We start from the raw sequence: 23,553 nt of genomic DNA, 5'->3' as shown, positions 1-23,553 counted from the left end.
AAGGGCCAAGACCACTTGAGTTTGCTAAATTATAAAATGTTACGAGCTTTTTTTACCGGTGATCCATTAAGGGGATTGATAATTATCAAAGCACATGCTGCTCTCTATTGCTCTCACTAAATTCAATGGCGCCAAGTCAGGTTTGACTTGTACTAAACATTTCAATTTTGCATCATATGCATCGCCACGGCAGACGGTCGGTCGCTACAAGGACAATCCTACCGCAGCGTTTAGTCCTGATGACCCGTCCACAGAAGGTGCTGATGTAAACGAAGGCGTCGGTTTCGAGTCCGCTGCTGAATTTCCGGCCCGGGTCGGTTCCTGTCCTTCGTGATAGTCTACGATTTTTCAGCCTTGGCGACCTGCTCTGCTGAGCTCATGGCCGGATTTGGCCAGAAGCGGACCTGCGGCGCAAATGGATTGTTGTGTGAGCTCAGCCATAAACGGATAGCTATGAACCCATCCTTGTACATCGCCGCGAACGGACACGTGGTCCTAGAATTCGGCGGTTACGATTCCGTGGCATACCAGCAGGTGTGCGCCAAACTTGAAAACGAACTCGGATTTTCTAGGCAGGGGACCATTGTCGCTGGACTTGACGAAGGTGTATGTCCGTCGTTTCTACGTGCGGAACTTGAGATTTCTGCCGGATGGGACAACTGGAGCGGTAGTTACCTGCTTGCGAATTCAGACGCAGGCGACGCAGTACTCCGGAGTTTGTACGCGGACCTTGCGTAGGAATAGCGAGACGAAACTACGTTCACTACAACTTCCGTCTGACACCGGCCACGTCCGCTTAGGGTCGGTTCCTGCCCTTCGTGACAGTCCGAGATTTTTCCGGCCTGACGACCTGATATGCTGAGCGTAACGGCCGGCTTTGGCCAGGAGCAGACATCCAGATGGTCTCAACCTCATCTACCTTCCCATGAAGGTGGACAGAACTGCCAAGGACGGGCCGATAGCACCATGTCGAAGTGCCAGTCAACTTGCAAGGGCAAGCGATGAAACCTCCTTCACAGGCCGTACGCTCTATAAACTGGATTTTGGTGGGCTACGGGCTCATTTGTGGGCCGGCGCTCATCTACGACCTGTTAACCGATCGATCCTTCGGCGCGTCGATGTTGGCCATATTACCTGTTTCAGTGCTGTCGCTTTACTGCCTGCTCGTGGGACCAGGCATGAACGACTGGAACCGCGCAAGGGCGAGAACGAATTTTTTTGTCGGCGCACTACTAATCTTAATAATCACAGTCGCATTTTCGAAACTCGGCACCGAAGCTGCCAGAACGGGCGAACTCATTTTCACTTACGCGGTGAGTATCATGGTGTTTCCCGTGTCCATAACTGTTCCGTTCGCATATCCCAATCTTGCTTCGTTAGCGAACATTTTAGGTAATGAGAGCATTATTGCGCGAACGATAGTTGTATGGGTGTTTTGCCTTGCCCTAGCCATGCTGGAATGGACAGCATTGCGCTGGCTATATTTAAGCATTAGCCGCCGGTTTAAAGAGAAAAGAACATAAAGGGATACTATCTCAAAAATGACCGGGTAGCTATTCTGCCCGGTCATATGCTTTCCGATAGGTAGCAGCTGGTCGTACGGGTTCTCGGGGCCGCTATGGGTCGGTTCCTGCACTTCGTGACAGTCTGCGATTTTTCGACCCTGGCGACCTGCTATGCTGAGCTCAACGGCCGAGATCGGCCAGAAGCAGACGGTTGCAACGAAACCAGTACTTCTCTCACAGGAGCGTCAATGGGACCTCTGTTCTCGCTGGTATTGATAGCGGTGGCATCGGCAGCACTGTTTGCGGTGGTATTTCTCGTGTTGCGAATGTTCCTGTGCACCGCTGATGCGCTTCGGCGCGCAGGTGGGTTTGTGATAGGAACCGGTATCGGCGCGACGCTGTCTGGAGGGGTACTTGCTCTGGCAATGGGAACTGATGCCACGCTTACGTCAACAACACAGGTCACTGTCTATCTTTCTGCAATAGCTCTTGGTGCGCTTATTGGCGGGACCGCTATCTCGTACCTCGTCGCACGCAAGTTTCGTTAAAGCGGTGTTCGCTTTGGGTCGATCGCTGTCGCCAGAGTCCGTGTACTTACGTCGTCGCTCCGTGACACTATAGCACTCAATGATCTATCAGCCTAAGGCCACCGAACGCGTGCGGTCGGAACTTGGACGGTGAGCTTCAGTTGGCTCTTCGTTCATGGTAGGGTGCAGCTTCATCCATGGAAGACAACACGCAAAATGCACGACATATCAAAATATTCGCTGGCTCAACTTCGCGCCCTAGAAGTACAAGTGATCGATGAGTTGAAAACTCAACACTTCCTTAGTATCAGTAAGGCGCGCGAACAAATTCTTCACATTGCTCGGAACGCTGGCCTGTCTGAGAAGCAGCTTCGTGCCATCAAAGTCGGTAACGCGTCAAAAAAACGCAACGTGCAGGTCAAGTACCGTAATCCAGAAGATCCGACCCAGCAATGGAGTGGTCGTGGACGCCAGCCAGCATGGGTCAAGGCTTGGGTTGCATCTGGAAAGTCCCTCGAGGACGCGAAAGCGTAATGCTATCTGCGCTTGATCTAGGTGCTTTAGTCAGGCCCGTAATCGCTTAACGCCGCTTCAGATCGCAGTGACCGGTCACGACAGACCGGTTTCGGCCAGAAGCGGACATCCCAATGCATTGAACTAGCCGGGTTTAACGAGGCTAGTGATGACCACGCACCGTAACTTTATTGAGTAGAAGGATGAATGCAATAACGCTAACCGATGATGAGCTAGAGCAGCGAGTACTGCTGTGGGAGGCTCTTTCCGAGTTCTGGCTCGACACGGAATTATGTGAGTTTCAGCTCGACTGGATCGCTCGCGTTATCGCCGACTCTCCGTATAGCGTGTCTGAAGTGCGTTCGATACACAACTATGAGGTAGCCCCGGTTGTGTGCATTAACCTTTTCAGTATGGCTGGCGAGTGGGCGGGTTTCGATACAGAGTGGTTGAAGTCGAGAAGCACGGAGATTGCGCGCAGGCGCGCCTCCTACAGATACCGGATCAGTGTACTTTTGCAGCGACCGCTCTCCTGGCTCTTCACCGCTCGCTACTGGCGCGCAGTTTTACCTCGTGTTCAGAAATTGCGCAGTGGAAATTTATAGAAGGAAATGCCGATGTCCGCAATGGTTCGGAGGCAGTCGTTCGGATCTCAGGGGTTTGAGATGTGTCGCAATAAGATGTATGACCTCAAGTGCGAAAGAGTTCCGTGAAACCCCGCCATCGTTCTCCAGTTCTTACTTTTTCAACACTATTTCTCATGTCCCAAATATCCAGTGCGCAAGTATGGGCTACCGCTATTTCCAGAAACGAAGCTGAGGGAACGGCGATCATTTACCGGTACGTCAAAGAGTTCCCCCCGAGTTTTGTACGCAACCGGCTACCTGACCGCATCATTGTCGTATGGCGGTAGGCCCTAATCCCTGTCATGCCAATCACGCCGATCCTGCTCATAACGCCCGTGTTCGTTGCACCAATGTTCTTTGCGCCACTGTTCTTTGCGCCACTGTTCTCTTAGCCACTCCTCCCGCCGCAGCCGCTCCGCGCGTCTCCATGCGCGCCGTTCACGCCATTCGCGACGCTCTTGCCAGCTTGGCTCTACGTATATTTCTTCACCCTCCAAATAATACTGATTAGGAATAACGTACTGTGGGCGCGCTTCTAAAACTTGGGGATAATAAGGTTGAACCGTGCTAGCGTATATGCCAACCCGCACCTGCGCTGCGGCGCTGCCGACGAATGCTAATGTCAGTACACCCGCAATGAATGCCTTCGTATGGTTTTTCATCATCTTCCTCTCGTTTAACGGCTTTACATGCAAGCCGACCATTCATAGAGCTTAGAACGTCGGTGGAATGTGATGTGACAGGAAGTGGCAACAGATGTAACAGCGAGTAAGGACGTTTACAGGTGAGCTTAGCGAGATGCGCGATTTCCAGCGGTGCTGGGAGCGATCGGCGTCGTCACGTGGTTGTACGCAGCGTTCGCGGAATTGCTAAGCCACTTTCCCCTGTGCTTGGCGGCCGAGGTAGCCAGCGTCGATACTGATCGCTGCGAGTCCGGTGTTTGTCAACGTAGCTGTCGCGTCACCTCAAGCTGCTTGCTTAGTGCTTCTGGTTGAATCCGTTCCGGATTCAACCGGACTTGGTCTTCCAGCCCCCAGTTCCTGATGCCCTATGACCAGCGCTGCGGCTTGCGGTTTCTGGCCTCGTGATAGACCTGATCACGGCGCTCCAGAATTGCCGCGTCCTGGCGGCAGTGGCGCTGTGCCGGTGTCACGAACTTCAGGCCGCTGTGCTTGTGATCCTGGTTGTACCAGCGCACGAATTTCTGCGTCCATGCCTGCGCCTCCTGTCGCTTACGGTTTCAGTCCATTTTTGAACACGTAGCGTGATGGCTGGCGGATGTACCCATCAACCTGCATGACCGCGAAATGGTTGACCATGGCGACACCGTGCGGCAGATTTGGACTGTTACCAACCATTTCAATGGCAGACAATGGCAGCCACATTTCAAGACGGCGACAAACTGCGCCGATTTCTGTTCGCAGTTGATCAGGACATAGCCGCGAGGGTGCGCAGTGCCGGTTGTAAGCACTGTGGCGGCATCTTGCATAGCGCCCTGTACCCGCGCGTGGTGCTGGATGCGGCTGAGTGTTGGCGCTGCCCCTGAATTGACCCAGTCCGCTGGAAATAGTTGACCCACCCGCGTAAACGGCAAACGTAGAACCAGAGCGGTAGGTACCTGGCCGAGGGTGGGTCAGTTTACATCAGCAGGCTGGGTCAATTCGGCGCCAGCGCCAACACACACGGATTCTCAAGGAAACCGGGAATCCCGTTGCGGCCATTCGTGCCGTTCGAGAAGTAATTGGCATCTCGCTTTCCGAAGCGAAGGCGGTGTGGCTGGGATCTGTCGGTCAAACAGGGGAGTTAACGGATCATCAGCACGAGCTTGCGGCAGCGTAGCTGCGTGTCGTATGTCCACGGTGTCTGTTGCCAGACCGGGTAATCCGCAATCTCCACACCTGGCCGTCTGGATTGGGACAAACTGAAGAAACTTGCCTTTCAGATCTTTGAAAGCTGCACTTGAACGTAAGCGATACGGTTTGCGGAAACAAATTGTAAATCTCTCTAGGTGCGCTAGGGACCTGCCCTAAGATCGGCCAGAGCTTGACCCTATCACCTGGAGCGCACATGGACTATCAAACCCTCGATTTGTACGGTCGCCTCAGCACATATGAGCGGGTTAATGCGCCGCATTTGAAGCTGTCGCCACATTCAGTCCCAGGCGCTGGATGGGGGTACGACCAGGCTGCCGTCTATGTGGCCAACTACGCCGGTGCTGAGGCCGATGCGGTCTTCAGCTTCACCGCGCGCGCGGGCGCTATCTATTCGATTACGTCGGCCAGTTATCTCGATCCTGACGTGCTCCTGGTGTTCGACGACGCAGGCTACGCCATCCTGGACGACGATGGATTGGGCCCTTACGGCACTGATCACATCAGCTTCGTCGCTCCTTACTCCGGTACTTTTTACATCGATGCGTCGTGGGTCCAAGGCGACTTCGCCTCCCAGCAGGCGGTAGCGCTGACGGTGCAGGAAGACATCGGCTCGCTCGCGGGCTACGTCATCAATGGCACCAACGGGGCCGACACGCTCAACGGCACTACCGGCGACGACGATGTTTATGGCCATGACGGCAACGATTCGCTGTTTGGCGGGCGCGGCGACGACTTCATCGATGGTGGCAGGGGCACTGACTCGGCCTTCTACAACAGCGTGAGAACGGATTACAATGTGACCGGCACGTTCGATCGCATTATGGTGCGATCGCGCGCCACCACCGAAGGGACGGACTTGCTTTCCAATATCGAGCGGCTCGACTTCAAAGATGTCACTGTCGCTTTTGATATCAATGGCAACGCAGGCGAGGCGTTCCGCTTGTACCAGGCCGCGTTTGACCGCGCGCCCGATCAGGCCGGGTTGGGCTACTGGATTGCGCAGCTGGACAGGGGCGTGAGCCTGACTGCGGTCGCCTCGCAATTTGCCGCGTCCAACGAGTTTCGCCTCATGTACGGCGCCAACCCGAGCAACCGTTCCATTGTGCAGGACATGTACGAAAACGTGCTGCACCGGGCGCCCGATGTGGCCGGGGTCAATTACTGGGTCAGTGTACTTGATTCGCGCAGCGCTACCCTGCCGGACGTTCTGACCGCATTTAGCGAGAGCCCGGAAAACTATGCCCAACTGATCGGTGTGATGGAACAGGGAATCGTGTTCCAGACCTGGGGGTAGGCCTTTCGCGCTCCGTCGAGCAAACGTGGCCGGTCACCCGGTGGCGTATGTTCCACCGCCGAGGTCATGCAGTTCGGAGATTAGCGGATCGCAGCAAACGCGCAGCGTACGGGGTCAGCGCAGCGTACGGGTCAGTGCCGGAAAGTCGGTCGAGTGACCACTTAACTCTGCGGCCGAAGACACGCGACATCTATTCCGAGACACTACTTGGGCTGCAACCTACGTGGTCCGCTCTGGGTCGTCGGCGGACGCAGCACAATATGACTGCAGCGCAGCGCAGTACTTGATTTCCTGTAGAGCTAGCAAGGCGGTTTGGGATATCAGCGTCTTGGTTGAAGATTCAGAAATTGTTTGGTCGCGAGCAGAATTTCGTTAAATATAAGGCAAATTCAATGTCGCTAATTGTTTCTCTCCGAGCAGGTGACTGTGTCAAAGCAATTATGAATGAGACTGGGCATACACTAAATACACCCGATTTACGGACATGTAGGCAAAAAGCGTTACCCTTGGTATGGGGTCGTAACCTTTGACGTACTTGATGAAGAGTTTAAAAACCGCGAGCCTCAGCCAGTCGGTCAAGCTACCGATCGCGACTGATCGAGCAGCCGTGACTGCAGCGCCGAAACAGGCATCGGACGCCCCAGCAAGTAGCCTTGGGCGTATTCACAACCAGCCTGGCGCAGCCATTCCAGCTGCGCGTCGTCCTCCACCCCTTCTGCCACGACGGTCAGGCCGAAGTCATGCGCCAGGCCGATCACGGCGCTCACCAGCCTTTGGCCCGCGTCAGGGAGTGGTCGCACGAAACTGCGGTCGACCTTGAGGCTATTGATCGGAAAGGACTGCAGGTAGGACAGCGAGGAATAGCCAGTGCCGAAGTCATCCATCGAAAGGCGCACGCCCATCGCGCGCATCGCGTGCATGAATGCGACGGCGGCGCCGCGATCCTGCATTACCATGCTTTCGGTCAGCTCCAGTTCGAGCGAGGTTGGAGGCAGGCCGGTGCATTCCAGAATCCGCTCCACCATGCTTGCGAAATCGCATTCGCGGAACTGGCGCGCCGAGACGTTCACCGCCACGTGCAGCGGGTAGGTGGTTTTTTTTCGCAAGTCCACGACATCGGCGCAGGCGCGTTCCAAGACCCATTCGCCAATCTCGACGATCAGCCCCGATTCCTCGGCGATCGGGATGAATTCGTCCGGCGGTACAAAGCCATGCTCGGGGTGCATCCAGCGCAGCAGCGCTTCCACGCCGATGATGTCCTTGCCTGCGCAGTCGAACTGAGGCTGGTAGAACACAGCCAGCTCGCCGGCGTTCAAGGCCCGCTGTAGGTCGCGCTCGAGCTGGGCGCGGCGCTGTATGCTGTGCATCATGGCGGGCTGGAATTCGCTGATGCGGTTGCGCCCACCGTCCTTGGCATGGTACAGGGCAGCATCGGCGTTGCGCATGAATTCTTCCGCGCTTGCCGCATCGTCGGGGAACAGGCAGGTACCAATGCTGGCCGTCACGGTCACCTCCATCGAATTCAGCTGGACTGGCCGGCGCAAGCGCTCCCTGAATGCGGCCGCGAGGACGGCGAGCTGGGCGTGCGACGCAAGAGGCCTGGCGATGACGATGAACTCATCGCCGCCGAAGCGGCACACCAGGTCGCTATCGCGCGCCGCCGCGCGCAGCAGGGCGCTGACCTGGCATAGCAGCTGGTCGCCGGCGGCGTGGCCGGCACTGTCGTTGATCAGCTTAAAATTGTCGAGATCGATCAGCATCAGGCCCACGCGCTCTCCGTGCGCTCGGGCGTGCAGCAGGGCCGCGTCGAGTTCGTCCTGTCCGCGGCGGCGATTGGGTAGGCTGGTCACCGGATCGGTGTAGGCGAGATAGGCAAGGTCGGCTTCGGCGCGCGCCACGCGCTGGCGGCTACGGCGCGACAAAAGGGTACTGGCCAGCAAGGCGCCGAGCGATGACAGGCTGAACAGGGCGCCATGGTTGCACAGCGCGGTAGCGATCGCACCGGTATCGGCGCGCAGCAGTACGCTGCCGAGGACACGGCCACGGTGAACGATCGGATGTTCGATCGTGGCCGAGCCTTGCCATCCATGCACCAGCCGCGCCAGCGCCCCGGACGGTGCGGGGCTGCGCCGGAAGGCGGAGAACTCGCGTCCGGTTTCGTCGTAGACGACCGCCTCGATCAGGACCGGGTCGGCCAGGAAGGCATACAGGACATCGTTGGCATCCTCGCGGTCGCCGAACATCAGGGGAGCGGAGATATTCTCGCCGAGCACCTTGGCGTGGATCTCGAGGTCGGCTTGTAAGCCCTGGCGCAAGGTGACGAACTGGTACGATAACAGCAGCCCGCCCAGAACGACGAGGCCGGCCGCGGCGGCGAGCAGCTGTCCGGTACCGAGCATGCGCGCGATGTCCGGTACGCGGGGGGCGTATACCTTGTTCATATCACGTTCCTAGCGAGCCGCAACAGTTTGGAACTCATCCGCAGGCCGGCACGTTCCGTCTCACGCGTATTGATGTCGAAACGCAGCTGCTCGTCGTCGTCGACCAGCGTGATCGCGGAGGGCGAGGCGCCTGGACGCGCGCCGTCGCGCACCACCAGCACGCCAGGGCCGGTCTGGGTCTCGGCGGCCCGTCCGAGCACCAGAATGTCGCAGCCCAGGCCGCCTTGGCGTCCGGTGGCGTCCATCAGGCGCCAGGCGCGCCCGCCGACCTGGCGTCCGTTGTATGCCTGCAGCGCCTGCCACAGCACGCCAGAGCGCTCGGCGCACACCTCCAGCGGATGGCGGGCGCGCTCGCCGGGCCAAGAGGTGAACTGGGCGAAGTTGTAGATGTAGGCGGCCTTCAGTTCGACATCGCGCACCTCGGCGCGGCAGGGCAGGACGGCGAGCAGTAGGCTGCCGAATGTCGTGCCGGCCAGACGGGCGGAGCGGGACAGCATGTCAGAACCTGTAGGCCAATTTGGCGAGGGCCGCACGACGCTGGCGCTGCAGCGCCTCCTGCACGAACGCCGGCCCGGCCGGATCGGCGTAGCGCCGGTCGGCGAGGTTGTACAGACTCACGGACAGGTCCGCGCCCGGCACTAGGCGCGTGCTCGACAGCGTCAGGCCGGCCACGCAATGGCCGCCGACCCGGCTGTGTTCGGTAAAACGGGACGAGATGCAGCGCAGCTCGCCGCCCAGCCATGCACGGGTGGCGAACAGGGGCAGGTCGACGTTCAGCTTTGCCAACTGGCGCGGCGAGGACTTCAGGGTCTGGCCGCCGCCGTCGGTGGCGCGCTGCCAAGTATAGCTGGCGCGGACCCGGGCCATGCTGGCATACACCTGCTCGACCGAGGCTTCCAGGCCCTTGGCCCGGGCATGGTCGACATTGCCGAACACCAGCAGGCTGCTGTCGGGATCTTCCTGCTGCGAGATCAGGTCGTGCATGTGGTAGGTGAACAGCGACAGGCGCGCGAGGCCGCTGGCACCGAAGGCCTGCTCCAGCACCGCCTCGGTGGTGGCGATGCGCTCGGGCGCCAGGCCGGGATTGGCCAGCTGGCCGCCTTCACCCTGGACCTGATAGTACATCTCGTAGGCGTTCGGCACCCGGAAGGCCTTGCCGTAGATGAGTTTCGCGGTAGCGCCCCGCGGCGTGCGGTAGACCAGGGCGGCGCGCGGGTTGTTGCTGCGGGCGCCGGTGCTGTGGTGGTCATGGCGCAGGCTGAGGTTGACCAGCAGTTGCGGGCCCAGGCGCCACTCGTCCTCTACGAAGACCGCGCGCCGGTTGGCCGAGCGGCGGTCGTCCAGCATGCTCAGGTATGGAGAGATGTCGAAGTTGAACTGGTCGCGCCGTGCATCGCGCTGGATCTCGGCTCCGAGCAGGATCTTGTGACCGGCAATGCTGGTCAGGGTGACGTGCAGGTTCAGCCCGTACCAGCGCGCACGGCCACCATCCACGTTCGCGGCCGGACGGCCCTGGGTGTCGGGATAATGATAGTAGCCGAGGTAGTCCGCCCGACCCCAGAGTGCCTGGGCCGACAGGGTCAGGCCCGGGGCCAGGCTGCGCCCGAATCCGAGCTGGGCCACGCCTTGCGCGTCGATCGTCCGGTTGGGGGCATCGGGTATGGCAGCGTAGGAACCGGTAGCCAGGCCCTTGGTCCGGTGAACGTGGTTGGCGGACAGGGTAAAGCCGCCATAGCTGGCCTTGACCAAGAACTGGCGGGCCTGCTCGCCATCGCGCCCCCGTACCGCTTCGCCGTCGAGTTCGGGGAAGCTCAGCGTTTCGCCGTCGCCGGTGAGGACGCTGGCCGCCATCAGCAGGTCGGCGCCCTGCTGGCCGTGCCAGCCGTAGCTGGCGCGCAGGCGCCGCTCGCCGCGGCTGCCGACCGCCGTAGCGGCGCGTGGACCCGCCAGCGCATTGCCGTCGCGCGTGACGACATTAATCACGCCAAACAGGGCGCTCGATCCGTACATAGCCGAGCCTGCGCCGGGAATGAACTCGATCTGCTGCACCATGTCCATGTCCACCAGACCTTCATTGCCGAGCATGGCCTGATCATAGGTCGAATCATTGGTGCGTATCCCGTCGACCATCAGCACGAAGCGGCTGTTGTAGTCGCCGGGCCGGAGGAAGCCGCGGGCGCCGAGGTAGGTGTAGTTGCGGTCGTCCGTGACATACAGGCCGGGCAGGCTGGCCAGGGCATCGCCCAGGGTGCGCCAGCCGTGCAGGCGGATGTCGGATGCGCTCAGTACGCTTGCGGCGGCGGGCGCTTCGGCCACCACTTGCTCGAATTTGGAGGCGGCCTTCACCATCTTCATGCCCATCAGCTCTTCCAGCGGCACTTGCGCCAGCTCTGCAGGTGCTGAGGTAGCAAACGAAGGGGCGCACAGCAGCCAGACAACTGCGAAACGAATCATCAACCGAGTATTGCTTGGATAGGACGCTGAGACACTTCGCAGCATAGAAATACGGGGGGTAGAAGAGAGGGAGGGGGCGTGGTAATTGGTGGGACTTACACTGAAGCAATGATAACCGAAAGAAACAGTGTGCTAGCCGAAAGTGTCAATTGTGTAAACACAAAACAACACTCTTATCGGCGTGATGCTGGATCTCGAGGGACTTGCTCGTAGACTGAGCGATATCCATTATCGGAAGTAAGAGCCTTGACAGCATGGTAAAAGTAAAAGCCGCCCGTGGATTGGGTCTGCTTTAGGTCGTAGGCGGACGCTACAAGAGGTTCGCAATTGGCCCAGCCTGTGTAAAAACGTAAGGCCATGTAAACGAAACCGTATCGGTAAACGTTGATTCAGTATCTCATCACTTCGGGTGCCACATAAAGCGCTTTATCGAAGGCGAAGAACGCGGACAAGGCACGCTGCTTCCTGAGCTTCCTGAGCTCCTTGACGACTACGTGACTGAGGGTAATCCGGTCCGTGTAGTTGATGTGTTTGTCGAAGATCTTGACCTTGCCGCCCTGGGATTCACCCGCGTCCTACCGGCAAAGACGGGTCGACCCGCTTACCACCCCGCAGTGCTGCTCAAGCTCTACATTTACGGCTATCTCAATCGTATTCAATCGAGCCGGCGGCTGGAGCGGGAGGCTCAGCGAAACGTCGAGCTGATGTGGCTGACCGGACGCCTTGCGCCCGATTTCAAGACGATAGCAAACTTCCGAAAAGATAACGGCAAGGCGATCGGCAAGGTCTGCCGACAGTTCGTCGTGCTGTGCCAACAGCTAGACCTTTTCTCTGATGCAGTCGTCGCGATCGACGGCAGCAAGTTCAAGGCCGTCAACAGCAGCGACCGCAATTTCACCGATGCCAAACTCAAGCGAAGGATGGCAGAGATCGAAGCGAATATCGCTCGCTACCTGGCAGAACTCGATACGGCCGACCGTCAGGAACCAGCACTGCAAAGTCGAAAAGCGCTCGTCTGAACGACAAGATCGCGGCGATGAAATCGCAAATGGCGACGCTCAAGGAAATCGAAGCGAAGCTGATAGAGGCTGGCGAAACGCAGATCTCGCTCACTGATCCGGACGCGCGCTCGATGATGACGCGCGGCTCAGGGATCGTTGGCTATAACGTGCAAACTGCCGTCGACGCCAAACATCATTTGATTGTCGAACATGAGGTAACCAATAACGGCAGCGACCGCGACCAATTGTCCGGCATGGCCAAGAAGGCGCGTGCTGCAATCGGCACGACGACATTGACAGCAATTGCCGACGGCGGCTACTTCAAGGGCGAAGAAATCCTGGCCTGTCATGAGGCGGGTATCTCAGCTCTGGTGCCACCTACGAAAACTTCCGGCGCCAAGGCCGACGGTCGATTCGATAAGGCCGATTTCATTTACGACCCACTTAAGAATGAGTTTCGCTGACCGGCAGGCGAATCCCTGATATGGCGTTTCGCAAGCGTCGAAAAAGGCATGACGAACCACCGGTATTGAAGCTCAAACTGCAAAGCCTGCCCACTCAAGGATAAGTGCACGCCGAGCTCGCAGCGGCGCGTGACTCGCTGGGAACATCAGGACGTGCTCGACGACATGCAGGCGCGTCTTGAACAGGAGCCAGACGCCATGCGAATCCGACGTTCGACTGTCGAGCATCCGTACGCGACAATTAAGGCGTGGATGGGAGCGACGCATTTCCTGACAAAGGGCCTGGAGCGTGTGAAAGCCGAGATGAGCCTGCAAGTGCTCGCCTATAACTTCAGGCGCTTGATGGCGTTCTGGGCATTGAGAAGATGCTGGCAGCAGTCCGGGCGTATGCCCGTTTTCTGATGCTGCAAGCCCTGCTTGAAGCGTTTTCTGTGCTGGCATTGATGAAACTTCCCAAGTGGGACTGCGCGGCGGGAACGCTTCGTTATTTTCCAGGACTAGCGTTGGCGCGTACAAATCGGCCGCCAATGCTTCATTTTGAGTTGTTACACAGGCTGGGCCAAAAGCAGACGCCTCCAATCGTAGGCCAAATTCTCATCAGGCTGCATGAGTTATTCAATTGCACTCGCTGTCGTGGCGATAAGCCGTGGCGAAGCTTTTAGCTTAATTAGCACATTGACAAAAGCTCATGCTACATTGACTGTCCTCTGAAATTTGCCGAGTGCCAATGCGTCTCCTTATTTTGCTGTCCTCCTGCCTGTTCACCTTTGCCCAAGCCGACACAGGCTTTGCCCATCTTCAAGCCGGCCCGCAGGCCGTTGGCTTTAGGGTCGCCCAGCAGTATGACTACACACGCACTTGGCGCGGTCGCGTTGACGTAGTCACGGGCCAGCCGGTGGAGGGCGAATCCGCGCGCCCCATTCAAATGTTGGTTTGGTACCCCGCGCAAAAGGGCGGCGCCCACCTCACCTACGCCGACTATCTGCGCACGCAAGCCAGCGACGTGGACTTCAGCGTCAAGACCAGCGGGGTCGAGAACTTCCTGTTGGAGCAACACAAGAAATACGCAAGTCGCATCGGCGCCGGACTGACCGATGCGGCCCTCGCCCAAGGTATGTGGGCCGTGCGCGAGGCCGCGCCGCTGCCGGGAAAGTATCCGGTTGTGATCTATGCGCCGGGCGTTGGCGGTGTCGCGCATGAAATTGCGGACATTGCCGAACTCCTGGTCAGCCACGGCTATATCGTTATCTCCAGCCGGAGTCTTGGCACTCACACCAGCAGCATGAACGCCGACCTGGTGGGTATCGAATCGCAAGTCAGCGACATCGAATTTCTTCTCGCGTACGCGCGGACGCTGCCGCAAGCTGACATGACGCGTGTCGCGGCAATGGGCTGGAGCTGGGGCGGCATGGCTAACGTCTTCGCGGCGGAGCGCGACCATCGCATCGACGCGCTGATTAGCTTCGACGGCACGCGCGAGCCGGAGTTCACCAAAAAGATCGCACCGCAGCGTGTCACCGTGCCGTGGCTGTATATCCAACGCCACCCGGAGACAGTCGCGCAGCTGAGCCGTGCCGGCATCGAGACCTCGTTCAGCCTGCTCAACGAAGCGCGCTACGCCGACGTCTACCAGCTTGTGATGTACCCCATGCGCCATGTCGATTTCTCCTCAGCCATACTGCGCTTCCAGCGTCCTGATTGGTTCAGCGACTACTCACGTGCCGAAGTTGAGCAGGCGTACGCGTGGACCGCGAGGTACGCGCTGGAATTCCTAAATGCCTACCTAAAGCAGGACGCGCGCGCCAAGACGTTTCTCGGCCGCACGCCTAGGCAGAACGGCGCCCCGCCGCATATGGCCCGTCTCGACCATGCCCCGGCGAAGCAAGGCACGCTGCCCACACGCGAAGGCTTCGCAGCGGCCTTGGCCAAGCAAGGCTTCAGCCGAGCCTTGGAGCTTTATAAGGTCCTGCATGCTTCATACCCGGCATTCGAGCTGTCGGAAGAAGAGCTCAACCAATGGGGCTATCAATTGCTGGCGGCACACGAGGACACCTCGAAGGCTATCGCTATCTTCAAGCTTGGGACCACCGTTTACCCGGACAGTGCCAACCTGTACGACAGTCTGGGCGAAGTCTACGAAACCGCGAAGAACAACGCTAGCGCACTGGCTAGCTACCGCCGCTCCCTTGAGCTCAACCCCGCCAACGTCCACGCCGCAGCGCGCATCAATGCACTGAGTACCAGGCAATCAAACAATGAGTGCGTGTGGAATACCCGATCAAAGAACTGCTCGGTCAGATCAGTCAACGCCAATAAACCTTAACCTTCAAAGGAGACTCGAGGCTTGTGGGAAGGGCTGGAACTGCCTGCAATCGCTCGAACCTCAAGGTTCTCCTCCGAGACTTCGGCGGAAGCTTTCGTGGCCGCTTGGTCTGCTTCGGGTCGGGAGCTGCCGCACTGTGGACGGCCGAGATCGGCTATACCGGACGGTCGCGATAGCGCTGTCACCCTAAGAAACTGGACTATTGGAAGGTACGCTGTTAATACTAGCCTACCCGATGCTGACTAAAGTGCTCGTCGGCCAAGATCTAGAAGGCTTTACCGTTACCCTTGGCAGGGCTCGCGCTTGCTCGCGTGATGATGGCTCCTCGGCGCAAGCTGCCCGCCAGATACGCTTCACTTGGCAGGACCGTGGTCGAAACTGAGCACGCGCGCCACTTGCCACTCGCCTTCTTTCAGCAGCAGGGTATGCGTAAAGCGCGCTTTTCCCTCCAGCGTTTCAGGGTGACCTTTGTTCGTGTGATAAAAGTAGTGCTCGCCGGAGAGGACCGCGCCGTACACTTTGCCATTGCTGCGCAGCGGATAGAGCTTCACGGTGCCTGGCACCTCGGCGCGCCGCAGGCGCCAGTCGCTGCGTCCGCAAATATTCTTCGCAGTCGATTCTGCAAAGCTTGCCCTGCCGCGCATAATCCCCCCAATGTCGTGATAGAACTCGAGGTCTTCCGCATTCATCTTTGTCTGTGTCTGCACTTCGCAGGCGTTGAACGCCTTCCAGTATTCGCTGTCGAATTGGCGAACACTGGCTTCCCAGTTGTCGTTGGTGACTTCGGCAAAAGCGGCGCACGGCGCCAACAGCGCTGCTACGGCTGCCGCGGCTAGAGAGGTTTTCATTTCGAGTAAGCGAAAGTTCAATGGAAAACCAGATTAATGCAGGCGCAGTCTGGCTGCCGCCTCGTTCCGATGAACGGTAGCTTCGGTGGTATAAATTGCAATATGGCGGGGGCGAACGTACCGCATTTATATCACTTTGCCGTTCTGAATTCGGTTAACGGCGCATGCTGGAATCGCACCAGGAAACCGAAGCGACGACAATGATGAAGTCGGTCAGAACCGGTCACAGGAGCCCTTCGACCACTGGGCAACTCTGTAGCTGCCCTTCGTGACAGTCTGCGATTTTTCGGCCTTGGCGACCTGCTATGCTGAGCTCAACGCCCGACTCCGGCCAAGAGCGGACGCTGAGGTAGGCCTGCGATCACCAAAAGATTTGCTCGATCCCCCCGTCTAACAGAGCAAACCGTTCTATTCTGCATTTCTAGCCATTTCCTCAACAGTGTTAACACGAATTTAACGCTGCACCGGATATCCTAAGGACGGATATTTCCGGTTCGCAACAGGTCGCAGTGATCTGTACGCTTTCCGTAGCGCTTCCCTATACGGTCCATGTAAGTGAGTCCGGGCAATGAGAAAGACATTAAAGGTAGATTGTGGAGAAAGATTTGGATGCGCCTGGCTTCCCATCGCAGCGATCAGACATGTTTAAAACTGTTGGCGAAAAAATAAGACGTCTCACTACGCCTAGCCCTACGCTTGCCGCCGTGACTATTAGTGCGGGTACCTCCCTGTTCCTGCTATATGGGCATACGCTCTTGCGCGCAACGCAGCTGATACCCCTACTTCTTCCAGGGGTGCTGCTACTGCTGTTGCCGACGCGCACGAAGCTAACGCATCGGCTGCGTCTGGCTTTTGTGACAATCTGGGTGATGATGTTTCTGCTGGACAGCGCCGCGCGGGCGTTTATTTTCGAAACTTACCGAGCAGCGCCTGAGAGCACCTTCGTCACCACTGCCGTTGCCAACACCAGCTGGCGAGAAAGCGACGAATATATACGTTCATTCACTCCTGTGTTCGCTGAGTGGGCAGCGGCAATGGCATTGTGCACTCTCGGGGTACTGGGTTTTTCATCGTTCGGAAACCGCACTACCCGTCTATCGTCCATGGAAATCCTCTTGATCGCGGGGCTATTCGCAGTTTCGTCATTGGGGTACGCGTTCAAGCCTTGGAGAAAATTGCATCCTGCCATGTTCTGGTCGAGCTGGAGCCAGTCTGTGGCAGAGATGCGCGATAGCTGGAGCAAGCAGGGCGCTGCCCGCGCAAGAGCGCAACAGCTCGCAGCGAGCTTGCAGCCCCAGATTACAAACGATATGCCGTCCACCGTGGTACTAGTGATCGGCGAGAGCATCAATCGCGACAACATGTCGCTATACGGGTATGCACGAGCCACGACACCGGCGCTAGATCGACTGAAGCGGGAGCTTGGGAGTAGCATGTTAGTTTTTCGAAACGCATGGTCGGTCGAGGCGAGCACCTTACCCTCGCTAAATCAAATGTTCGCTCTGGATAGTGGCAATGACAACGGCGAAGACCCGCACATCCTCGCGGTGGCGCGCGCAGCGGGCTATCGTACTTGGTGGATCAGTAATCACGACGACACTGCTATCGACCAGCTGCACGCCAAGCTGGCTGACGTCGTCGAGAATGTCAACCGAAGTCCTGGTCGCTCTGGTGGTGGGCTTGACGAACACTTGTTGGGCAACGTTCACACTGCTATGGCTGATGGCGCTAAGCGTAAGTTTATCGTTGTGCACCTGTTGGGCGCTCATCCATATTATCGGTTGCGCTATCCAAGTGGCTCCGACGCCTTCGCGCAGAACGATCGGATCGATTTCCAAATGAATGCGGCCGGGCGTTCATGGCGTGTCGGCGTGCTGCGCAAGGAATACGATTCTGCGCTGCGTTATCACGACAGCATCGTTGCACGTCTGCTGGACATAGTGCGGGCTGGTTCTCTTCAAAGTGAAAAGGGAAAGCATGCCTTGATGTACTTATCTGACCATGGCCAGGAAGTCGGCCACAGCGCGGATTTCGCGGGGCACAGCCGTACGACGCAAGCTGGCTACCGTATTCCAGCTTTCATCTGGCACAACCAGCCTTGGGCAATTGGTCCGGGCGTGAATGAGCGTGCGTTTCGTGCTGATTGGGCTGGCTGGGTACTGGGCGATCTATTGCAACTCGATTGGCATGGGCGAGAAACACGCTATAACGTACTTAGCGCAGAGTATCGCTGGCAGCCACCGACATTACCGATGGAGATGAGCACTTATACCGAATAGCGTGCTTCTTCATTTCGAAGGTAATGGCGGCTGTATCGTCGGTTTAGACTGCGACGTCTACGCGTAGCCGCACTTGGCTTTTCATTAAACGCAATCGGCCGCAGGCACTACGAAAGCACTGATATGATCGACAACTTAATTGGATGGATGCAGGGGGCAGGATACTGGGGCATTGCTTTATTGATGGCGCTCGAGAATCTTTTCCCGCCAATCCCCTCGGAGCTCATCATGCCGCTGGCAGGCTTTATCGCAGCGAAGGGAGAACTGACCATCGCCGGAGTTCTTTCGGCAGCAACTGTGGGCTCGGTCGGTGGCACGCTGCCCTGGTTTTATGGGGCAAAGGTGTTTGGATATCGTCGGCTTCGTAACTTCGCTGACAGGCATGGACGCTGGCTCACCTTGTCGATGGACGATATCGATCACGGTCTCGAGGTTTTTCGCGAGCATGGACGCAAGATGGTTATCATCGGTCGTCTGATTCCGGCAATTCGCAGCTTCATTTCGATCCCGGCTGGCCTTTCCGAGATGTCGCTCGGGCGCTTCCTGCTCTATTCGACGATCGGTTCACTCATGTGGAATACGACTTTGATGGTAGCCGGTTACGTTCTCGAGGACCATTACCGCGAGGTAGCGCGTTATATCGATCCGTTGGCAAAGATTGTGTTGGCCTCCATTGTGGTGACCTACATCTGGCGCCTGATCTCGTATCGCAAATCGACGTCGAATTGACCTGCGGCTTATCGCCAGGTTTTCATGTGGCCATGCCTCATGTGACGCCGTCAATGTCCGGGCATGACTTGGGTGCACGCCGAGCAATATATGCCAGCGTTAGCTAGACTGAGTAAATCGACATTCCATGCACGGGCCGCCAAGTGGGCATTTCCGACAAACTGCGTGGCTGGGCGCGCAAGATCAAGCATGACGGGGTCACCCTCTGGTTCGCTTGCAGGGACCCAGGGACACCGTTGATCGCCAAAGCTCTGTGCGTGCTGGTCGTTGCTTATGCCCTCAGCCCCATCGACCTGATACCCGACTTTGTTCCAGTCCTCGGCTACCTCGATGATGTCATCCTGCTGCCATGCCTGATCTGGGTGGCCGTCAGACTCATACCAGTGAATGTCCTTGCTAAATGCAGGCTGCAGGCCGATGAATGGATGGCAAACGAGGGCCGAAAGCCAAAAAGCAATTGGGGAATTGTTTTTGTCGTGCTGGTATGGATACTCGTGTCCGTGGCGATCTGGAAATACCTGATATCCCCCTAATTTGGAGGGCGGTTAGCGTCGGGCAGGGATTGGCTAAGCCATGGAGGTTCTTGTCTTGATGACGTTCCTAATTGATGCCCAAATATGGCATTCCTCCTTTGACCGCCTCCAGGATTATCGTACCTACAATTATTTGGCCAGGCCGAAAAGAGCCGGGTGCATCGTTACTTCGTTTCCTGTCCAGATCTCTGATCCAATAACAATTTAAAAATTAGAAAAATGCGGCTCTTGCAGTTTAACTAGCTATAAACTTTATCAGTGGCTTCTATTGCTTCCTCTTTGCAAGCCGAGCGCAATTGCTTTTACAATAGATGTGGCAGCATCACTATTGCCAATCTTGTATATAACATCGGCGCCCTTCAATTTCCCGCTATGGTTTATAGGATTGTACGCATGCGACGTTGGGTTTACACGGATGTTCCAATGTAGTTCGTCCAGTTCCAATTGCCAATATCGACTTAAGTTTTTTATCGAGCACGGAATATCAATTGTTGACTTCATGCGAGCGTTGACGCGAATAATTGCTGATGGTACTTGGGATATCGCCCCTTCGAAAATCATCTCTACGTGGGTTACGCAACTCTTCGAATCGGCACAAGACGAGAAGAGACTTAACTTCACTTCAGGATCTTTGTCATATTGTGTCAATATCCTACGCAAGTCCTGCTTAGAAATCGACTCGATCACCTCCCTTAAGAGTACCTTGTCCATTTTCTCGAGTTCATCTGCTGAAGGGCGGTCTATTAGGATACGCCAAGCAAGGGCTGCCATCAAGAATAACCCGACTGCAATCAAAAATTTGCTGAAGTAGCGAGATTGTTTCGACATGCGACTCAAAGACTCGATATACGTGTAGAGATCTTTCATCGCAGAATTTCACTTAAATATAAGGTGACTAGAAACATTGAATTTCTCTCCAAATATTCGCAGATGCGCCCTTTAAGCAAATAGACGTTAACTATATTATATTTCAGGGCACGTTAAATTTGCGTTAATTTCCATCAATTTTACCTTTGAGCTATGTTGGTGTTCGTGTATGTTCAAGACCCCTGCCTTGCCTAGTTCTCGATGACCTAGCACATCTGGACCGTGAGGGGAACGCTTTAGAACTCATCTTTCCGGTTCAGCTATCGAAATCGACCTGCAGGGCAACACTGGCGCCCGACAGCGGTAGTGAGTATCGAACGCGTCGTAGCGAGGCTGGTACCAGTCCATTCGAGCACATGTACGTTAGCGAATTTTAATGTCTGCCTTGGGTCGGTTCCTGCCCTCCGTGACAGTCTGCGATTTTTCAAGCCTGGGAGCCTGCTATGCTGAGTTCAACGGCCGACTTCGGCCAGAAGCGGACCTCCGAAGATCAACATTTTTCGCTAGCTATCAACAAGCCGGCAGCGCTGCAGCGATCGATACCACGCCCAGCATTCACTCGGCCTGCTGCCACTGCTGCGTGTTGCGTTCGAGGTGCTGCAGGAATTCCCGAGCGATCGGTGCCAACTGCTTACCCTTTGGGTGCAGCGTCCACCAGTGTGTTATGACAGGAAACCCGGCAACGTCGAGCACGACCAACTGTTCACTGGCCGGTATGGCGGACAGCGAATGACGCGAAATCACCGACAGTCCCATTCCCGCCGCGACGGCCTGCTTTATGGCTTCATTGCTACCCAGTTCCAGCCTGACGTCCGGTTGCCAGCCCAGCTGCCGGAAATGCTGCTCGCATGCCAGCCGCGTACCCGAACCCAGTTCGCGCAGGATAAAGCGCCATTGGCTCAACGCCGGCAGCGCGATCCTGCTGTTCTGCGCTAGCGGATGGTGGAGCGGGGCAATCACCACGAGGGGGTTGTCTAGGAAGGCCCGGCGCTCCAATTCAATGTCGGCGGGCGGCATCGACATGATGTACAAGTCGTCGCGGTTGTCGCGCAGGCGCGCCACCACACCGTCACGGTTGAGCACTTCGAGCGAGATGTCGATGTCCGGGTAGCGCGCGCAAAAGGACCCGAGCAGGCGCGGCACGAAGTACTTGGCCGTACTCACAACGGCGACGCGCAGTTGACCGCGTGTGTTGCCCTGCAGGCCGTCGATGTGTTGCGTGAAGCTGTCCCATTCGCGCACCATAGCCCGCGCGGACTGCTTTAGCGCTTCTCCGGCCGGCGTGAGGTAAAGCCGTTTTCCGATACGCTCGTACAGCGGCATCCCGATTTGCTCAGCCAATTGGCGCAACTGCATAGATACGGTCGGCTGAGTGACGTGGCACGCGCGCGCCGCTGCAGTGATGCTCATGTGCTCGCTAAACGCAAGGAACATCTTGAGCTGGCGAAAGGTGACATTCATAGAAATTTCTCTATGTTTTCATACATGATAATCGATTTTTCTTTATCCCGGAGAGCCGTTAGCATGTCGCAACTTCAACTCGTCCGTAGAATATGCAGAATTTCCTCGACCCCGCGATTCTTTTTTTCGTCCTTGGCCTCGTTGCCGGCTGTGTCAGATCCAATCTCGAAATCCCGCAGCCGATTGCGCGCTTTCTCTCTCTATACCTATTGATGGCGCTGGGCCTGAAAGGCGGATTCGCCCTGGCCAAATCCGGCATGACGGCGGAGATTGCGACCACCTTGGGCTGCGCGGTTGTGCTGGCAATCGTCATTCCGCTGGTTGGTTATCAATTCCTCAAACGGGTGGTAGCGCCATTCGACGCCGCCGCCGTGGCGGCGACCTACGGCTCGGTTAGCGCCGTCACCTTTATCACGGCAACTCAGTACCTCGACAGCCATGGGCTTGCCTATGGCGGACACATGGCTGCCGCGATGGCATTGATGGAGTCGCCGGCGATCATCATTGCCATTCTGCTGGCCAATTCACTGCGCCAAACAGCGAAGGCTGGCGCAGTATTGCCGACCGGTGGCGTGGCTGTGCTGGGGGCAGGCGGGGCGCCCCGTCCGACTGGACTCGGCAAGATCCTGCATGAGTCGTTTACCGACGGCACTCAGCTATTGCTGCTGGGCGCCATGGCGGTAGGCTTGGCAAGCGGTGAACAAGGAAAACAGGTCATGGCGCCTTTTTCGGTTGATCTGTTTAAAGGCATGCTTGCGTTCTTCCTGCTTGATATGGGTCTGCAAACGGCCCGCAATCTTGGGCCCTTGCGTGGACAGTCTCCTCTCCTGCTGGGGTATGCGGTAGCGGCGCCGGTGCTGCATGCCGGGCTGGCCTTGTTGATGGCTATGCTGTTTGGTGTCTCTACCGGCAACGCAGTGCTGCTAATGGTGCTCGCAGCCAGCGCCTCGTATATAGCCGTACCGGCGGTTGTGCGCCACTCGATTCCCGAGGCGAATCCTTCCATCTATTTCAGCATGTCGCTCGGGATCACCTTCCCGCTAAACATCGTGTTCGGCATCCCAGCCTACACGATGCTTACCCAGGCAGTCTTGGGATGATGGACAAGGCCGGTTACGGCACAGACTCGGCTGCGTCCGCCTCGGGTCGACAGCTGCCATACACTGTAGGGCAGCATCCGGCCAGGAGCGGACATTCAACACCCACACTCACCAGCCGATTATCCACTTGCATGAAACCAGACTTCCACGAAGTAGCCGGACTGTGGGAACGCGATGGGTCGCTTCGGGACATCTACGTGCAGGATACCGAAGCTGTGCACTGGGATCGCTTCGACCAACTGCTCAGCGAATACGAATGCTCGTACACCTTTGACGGAGTGGCGGCTCCATTTCCGGGATCGCACAACGTTCTGAGAAATCGTGAAGGATCGCATCTGTTGTCGATTTCGTTGGACGGCCCGGTTGAAATTTTCTGCCATTTCTTCGTCGCCGAGCAGTTAGAACTCTACATCTCACCTAAGGAAATTACCGGTCCATTGGAACATGAGCAGGTGTTGTCATTTGTCGAGAACTTGGCGGAGGCTCTAGAACTCGCTGCGGACATCACGCCTGAAAACTCAGAGCAAACGCCGTTTTTGACGTACGTGCCGAAGAGCAGAACATGGCGCATACACGATCATCCCTAGTAGCGCTTAACGTCCGTATATGGACTCCTCCTCGTTTGCAAACAATCCGTCTTCAGGCCGTGAGGTACGACTGCTCACGTATATCCGGTCTCGTACTACTGCACCTGCCTCAGGTGCTGGACCCTGA

At 57.1% G+C, this 23,553-nt stretch carries 19 protein-coding genes and 2 pseudogenes; 13 read left to right on the top strand and 8 right to left on the bottom strand.

Annotated features, from left to right (window positions below):
* Window positions 1-94 precede the first annotated feature (94 nt).
* From AC56K1_RS12065 to AC56K1_RS12045, 5 genes are all read left to right on the top strand, one after another.
* The gene (locus AC56K1_RS12065) at window positions 95-334 is read left to right on the top strand and encodes a hypothetical protein (protein WP_497158084.1); all 240 of its coding nucleotides are present in this window, start codon (window positions 95-97) and stop codon (window positions 332-334) included.
* A 667-nt stretch (window positions 335-1,001) separates the two neighbouring features.
* Window positions 1,002-1,523: a hypothetical protein gene (locus AC56K1_RS12060; RefSeq protein ID WP_497158083.1), complete on the top strand. Its 522-nt coding sequence runs from the start codon at window positions 1,002-1,004 to the stop codon at window positions 1,521-1,523.
* Between the two features lie 230 nt (window positions 1,524-1,753).
* Window positions 1,754-2,053 (top strand): hypothetical protein, encoded by a 300-nt coding sequence (locus tag AC56K1_RS12055; RefSeq protein ID WP_497158082.1) that lies wholly within the window; start codon window positions 1,754-1,756, stop codon window positions 2,051-2,053.
* A gap of 195 nt (window positions 2,054-2,248) precedes the next feature.
* Window positions 2,249-2,566: an H-NS histone family protein gene (locus tag AC56K1_RS12050; protein ID WP_497158081.1), complete on the top strand. Its 318-nt coding sequence runs from the start codon at window positions 2,249-2,251 to the stop codon at window positions 2,564-2,566.
* Window positions 2,567-2,748: 182 nt separating this feature from the next.
* Complete coding sequence (locus AC56K1_RS12045; RefSeq protein ID WP_497158080.1) at window positions 2,749-3,150, top strand: DUF7079 family protein; 402 nt, start codon at window positions 2,749-2,751, stop codon at window positions 3,148-3,150.
* A 311-nt stretch (window positions 3,151-3,461) separates the two neighbouring features.
* Here AC56K1_RS12045 and AC56K1_RS12040 read toward each other — a convergent pair whose 3' ends face one another.
* The gene (locus AC56K1_RS12040; RefSeq protein ID WP_497158079.1) at window positions 3,462-3,836 is read right to left on the bottom strand and encodes a hypothetical protein; all 375 of its coding nucleotides are present in this window, start codon (window positions 3,834-3,836) and stop codon (window positions 3,462-3,464) included.
* Window positions 3,837-4,114: 278 nt separating this feature from the next.
* Window positions 4,115-4,396 (bottom strand): annotated as a pseudogene (locus tag AC56K1_RS12035) (IS3 family transposase); the annotation flags it as partial.
* Window positions 4,397-5,238: 842 nt separating this feature from the next.
* On the opposite strand from AC56K1_RS12035, the gene AC56K1_RS12030 reads away from it, so the two are divergent.
* Window positions 5,239-6,339, top strand: a complete 1,101-nt coding sequence (locus tag AC56K1_RS12030) for a DUF4214 domain-containing protein (RefSeq protein WP_497158078.1) — start codon at window positions 5,239-5,241, stop codon at window positions 6,337-6,339.
* Between the two features lie 575 nt (window positions 6,340-6,914).
* Here AC56K1_RS12030 and AC56K1_RS12025 read toward each other — a convergent pair.
* The 3 genes from AC56K1_RS12025 to AC56K1_RS12015 all read right to left on the bottom strand — a co-directional run bounded on the left by AC56K1_RS12025 (window position 6,915) and on the right by AC56K1_RS12015 (window position 11,234).
* A complete protein-coding gene (locus AC56K1_RS12025; RefSeq protein ID WP_497158077.1) occupies window positions 6,915-8,780 on the bottom strand; it encodes a putative bifunctional diguanylate cyclase/phosphodiesterase in 1,866 nt (621 codons plus the stop codon).
* Window positions 8,777-9,199 carry a YfiR family protein gene (locus AC56K1_RS12020; RefSeq protein WP_497158076.1) on the bottom strand — a complete coding sequence of 141 codons (423 nt, stop codon included), beginning with the start codon at window positions 9,197-9,199 and terminating at the stop codon, window positions 8,777-8,779. Before AC56K1_RS12020 ends, AC56K1_RS12025 begins: the two co-directional genes overlap by 4 nt.
* A 79-nt stretch (window positions 9,200-9,278) precedes the next feature.
* Window positions 9,279-11,234: a TonB-dependent receptor plug domain-containing protein gene (locus AC56K1_RS12015; protein ID WP_497158075.1), complete on the bottom strand. Its 1,956-nt coding sequence runs from the start codon at window positions 11,232-11,234 to the stop codon at window positions 9,279-9,281.
* Between the two features lie 416 nt (window positions 11,235-11,650).
* On the opposite strand from AC56K1_RS12015, the pseudogene AC56K1_RS12010 reads away from it, so the two are divergent.
* Together AC56K1_RS12010 and AC56K1_RS12005 are read left to right on the top strand one after the other, a co-directional pair.
* A pseudogene (locus AC56K1_RS12010) lies at window positions 11,651-13,085 on the top strand (IS1182 family transposase); the annotation flags it as partial.
* A gap of 341 nt (window positions 13,086-13,426) precedes the next feature.
* Window positions 13,427-15,022, top strand: a complete 1,596-nt coding sequence (locus AC56K1_RS12005) for a dienelactone hydrolase family protein (RefSeq protein ID WP_497158074.1) — start codon at window positions 13,427-13,429, stop codon at window positions 15,020-15,022.
* 353 nt (window positions 15,023-15,375) lie between these two features.
* On the opposite strand, the gene AC56K1_RS12000 is transcribed toward AC56K1_RS12005, so the two are convergent.
* Window positions 15,376-15,870 (bottom strand): nuclear transport factor 2 family protein, encoded by a 495-nt coding sequence (locus AC56K1_RS12000; RefSeq protein ID WP_497158073.1) that lies wholly within the window; start codon window positions 15,868-15,870, stop codon window positions 15,376-15,378.
* A gap of 794 nt (window positions 15,871-16,664) precedes the next feature.
* Between AC56K1_RS12000 and AC56K1_RS11995 the strand changes: the two genes are divergently transcribed.
* From AC56K1_RS11995 to AC56K1_RS11985, 3 genes are all read left to right on the top strand, one after another.
* A complete protein-coding gene (locus tag AC56K1_RS11995; RefSeq protein WP_497158072.1) occupies window positions 16,665-18,149 on the top strand; it encodes a phosphoethanolamine transferase family protein in 1,485 nt (494 codons plus the stop codon).
* A 123-nt stretch (window positions 18,150-18,272) separates the two neighbouring features.
* A complete protein-coding gene (locus tag AC56K1_RS11990; protein ID WP_497158071.1) occupies window positions 18,273-18,878 on the top strand; it encodes a DedA family protein in 606 nt (201 codons plus the stop codon).
* Between the two features lie 143 nt (window positions 18,879-19,021).
* On the top strand, window positions 19,022-19,411 hold the full coding sequence (locus AC56K1_RS11985) for a YkvA family protein (RefSeq protein WP_497158070.1): 390 nt from the start codon (window positions 19,022-19,024) through the stop codon (window positions 19,409-19,411).
* Between the two features lie 255 nt (window positions 19,412-19,666).
* Here the strand turns inward: AC56K1_RS11985 and AC56K1_RS11980 are convergent, their stop codons facing one another.
* The gene (locus AC56K1_RS11980) at window positions 19,667-20,278 is read right to left on the bottom strand and encodes a hypothetical protein (RefSeq protein WP_497158069.1); all 612 of its coding nucleotides are present in this window, start codon (window positions 20,276-20,278) and stop codon (window positions 19,667-19,669) included.
* 555 nt (window positions 20,279-20,833) lie between these two features.
* Complete coding sequence (locus AC56K1_RS11975; RefSeq protein ID WP_497158068.1) at window positions 20,834-21,739, bottom strand: LysR family transcriptional regulator; 906 nt, start codon at window positions 21,737-21,739, stop codon at window positions 20,834-20,836.
* Window positions 21,740-21,831: 92 nt separating this feature from the next.
* Here AC56K1_RS11975 and AC56K1_RS11970 point away from each other — a divergent pair, with 92 nt between their 5' ends.
* Window positions 21,832-22,839: a sodium-dependent bicarbonate transport family permease gene (locus tag AC56K1_RS11970; RefSeq protein WP_497158067.1), complete on the top strand. Its 1,008-nt coding sequence runs from the start codon at window positions 21,832-21,834 to the stop codon at window positions 22,837-22,839.
* 131 nt (window positions 22,840-22,970) lie between these two features.
* Window positions 22,971-23,426 carry a hypothetical protein gene (locus AC56K1_RS11965; protein ID WP_497158066.1) on the top strand — a complete coding sequence of 152 codons (456 nt, stop codon included), beginning with the start codon at window positions 22,971-22,973 and terminating at the stop codon, window positions 23,424-23,426.
* Window positions 23,427-23,553 lie beyond the last annotated feature (127 nt).

The organism is Telluria sp. ZB4P37 (assembly GCF_059685855.1).
The sequence above is the reverse complement of the archived record's forward strand: the minus strand, read 5'-3'. Positions and strand labels throughout refer to the sequence as shown.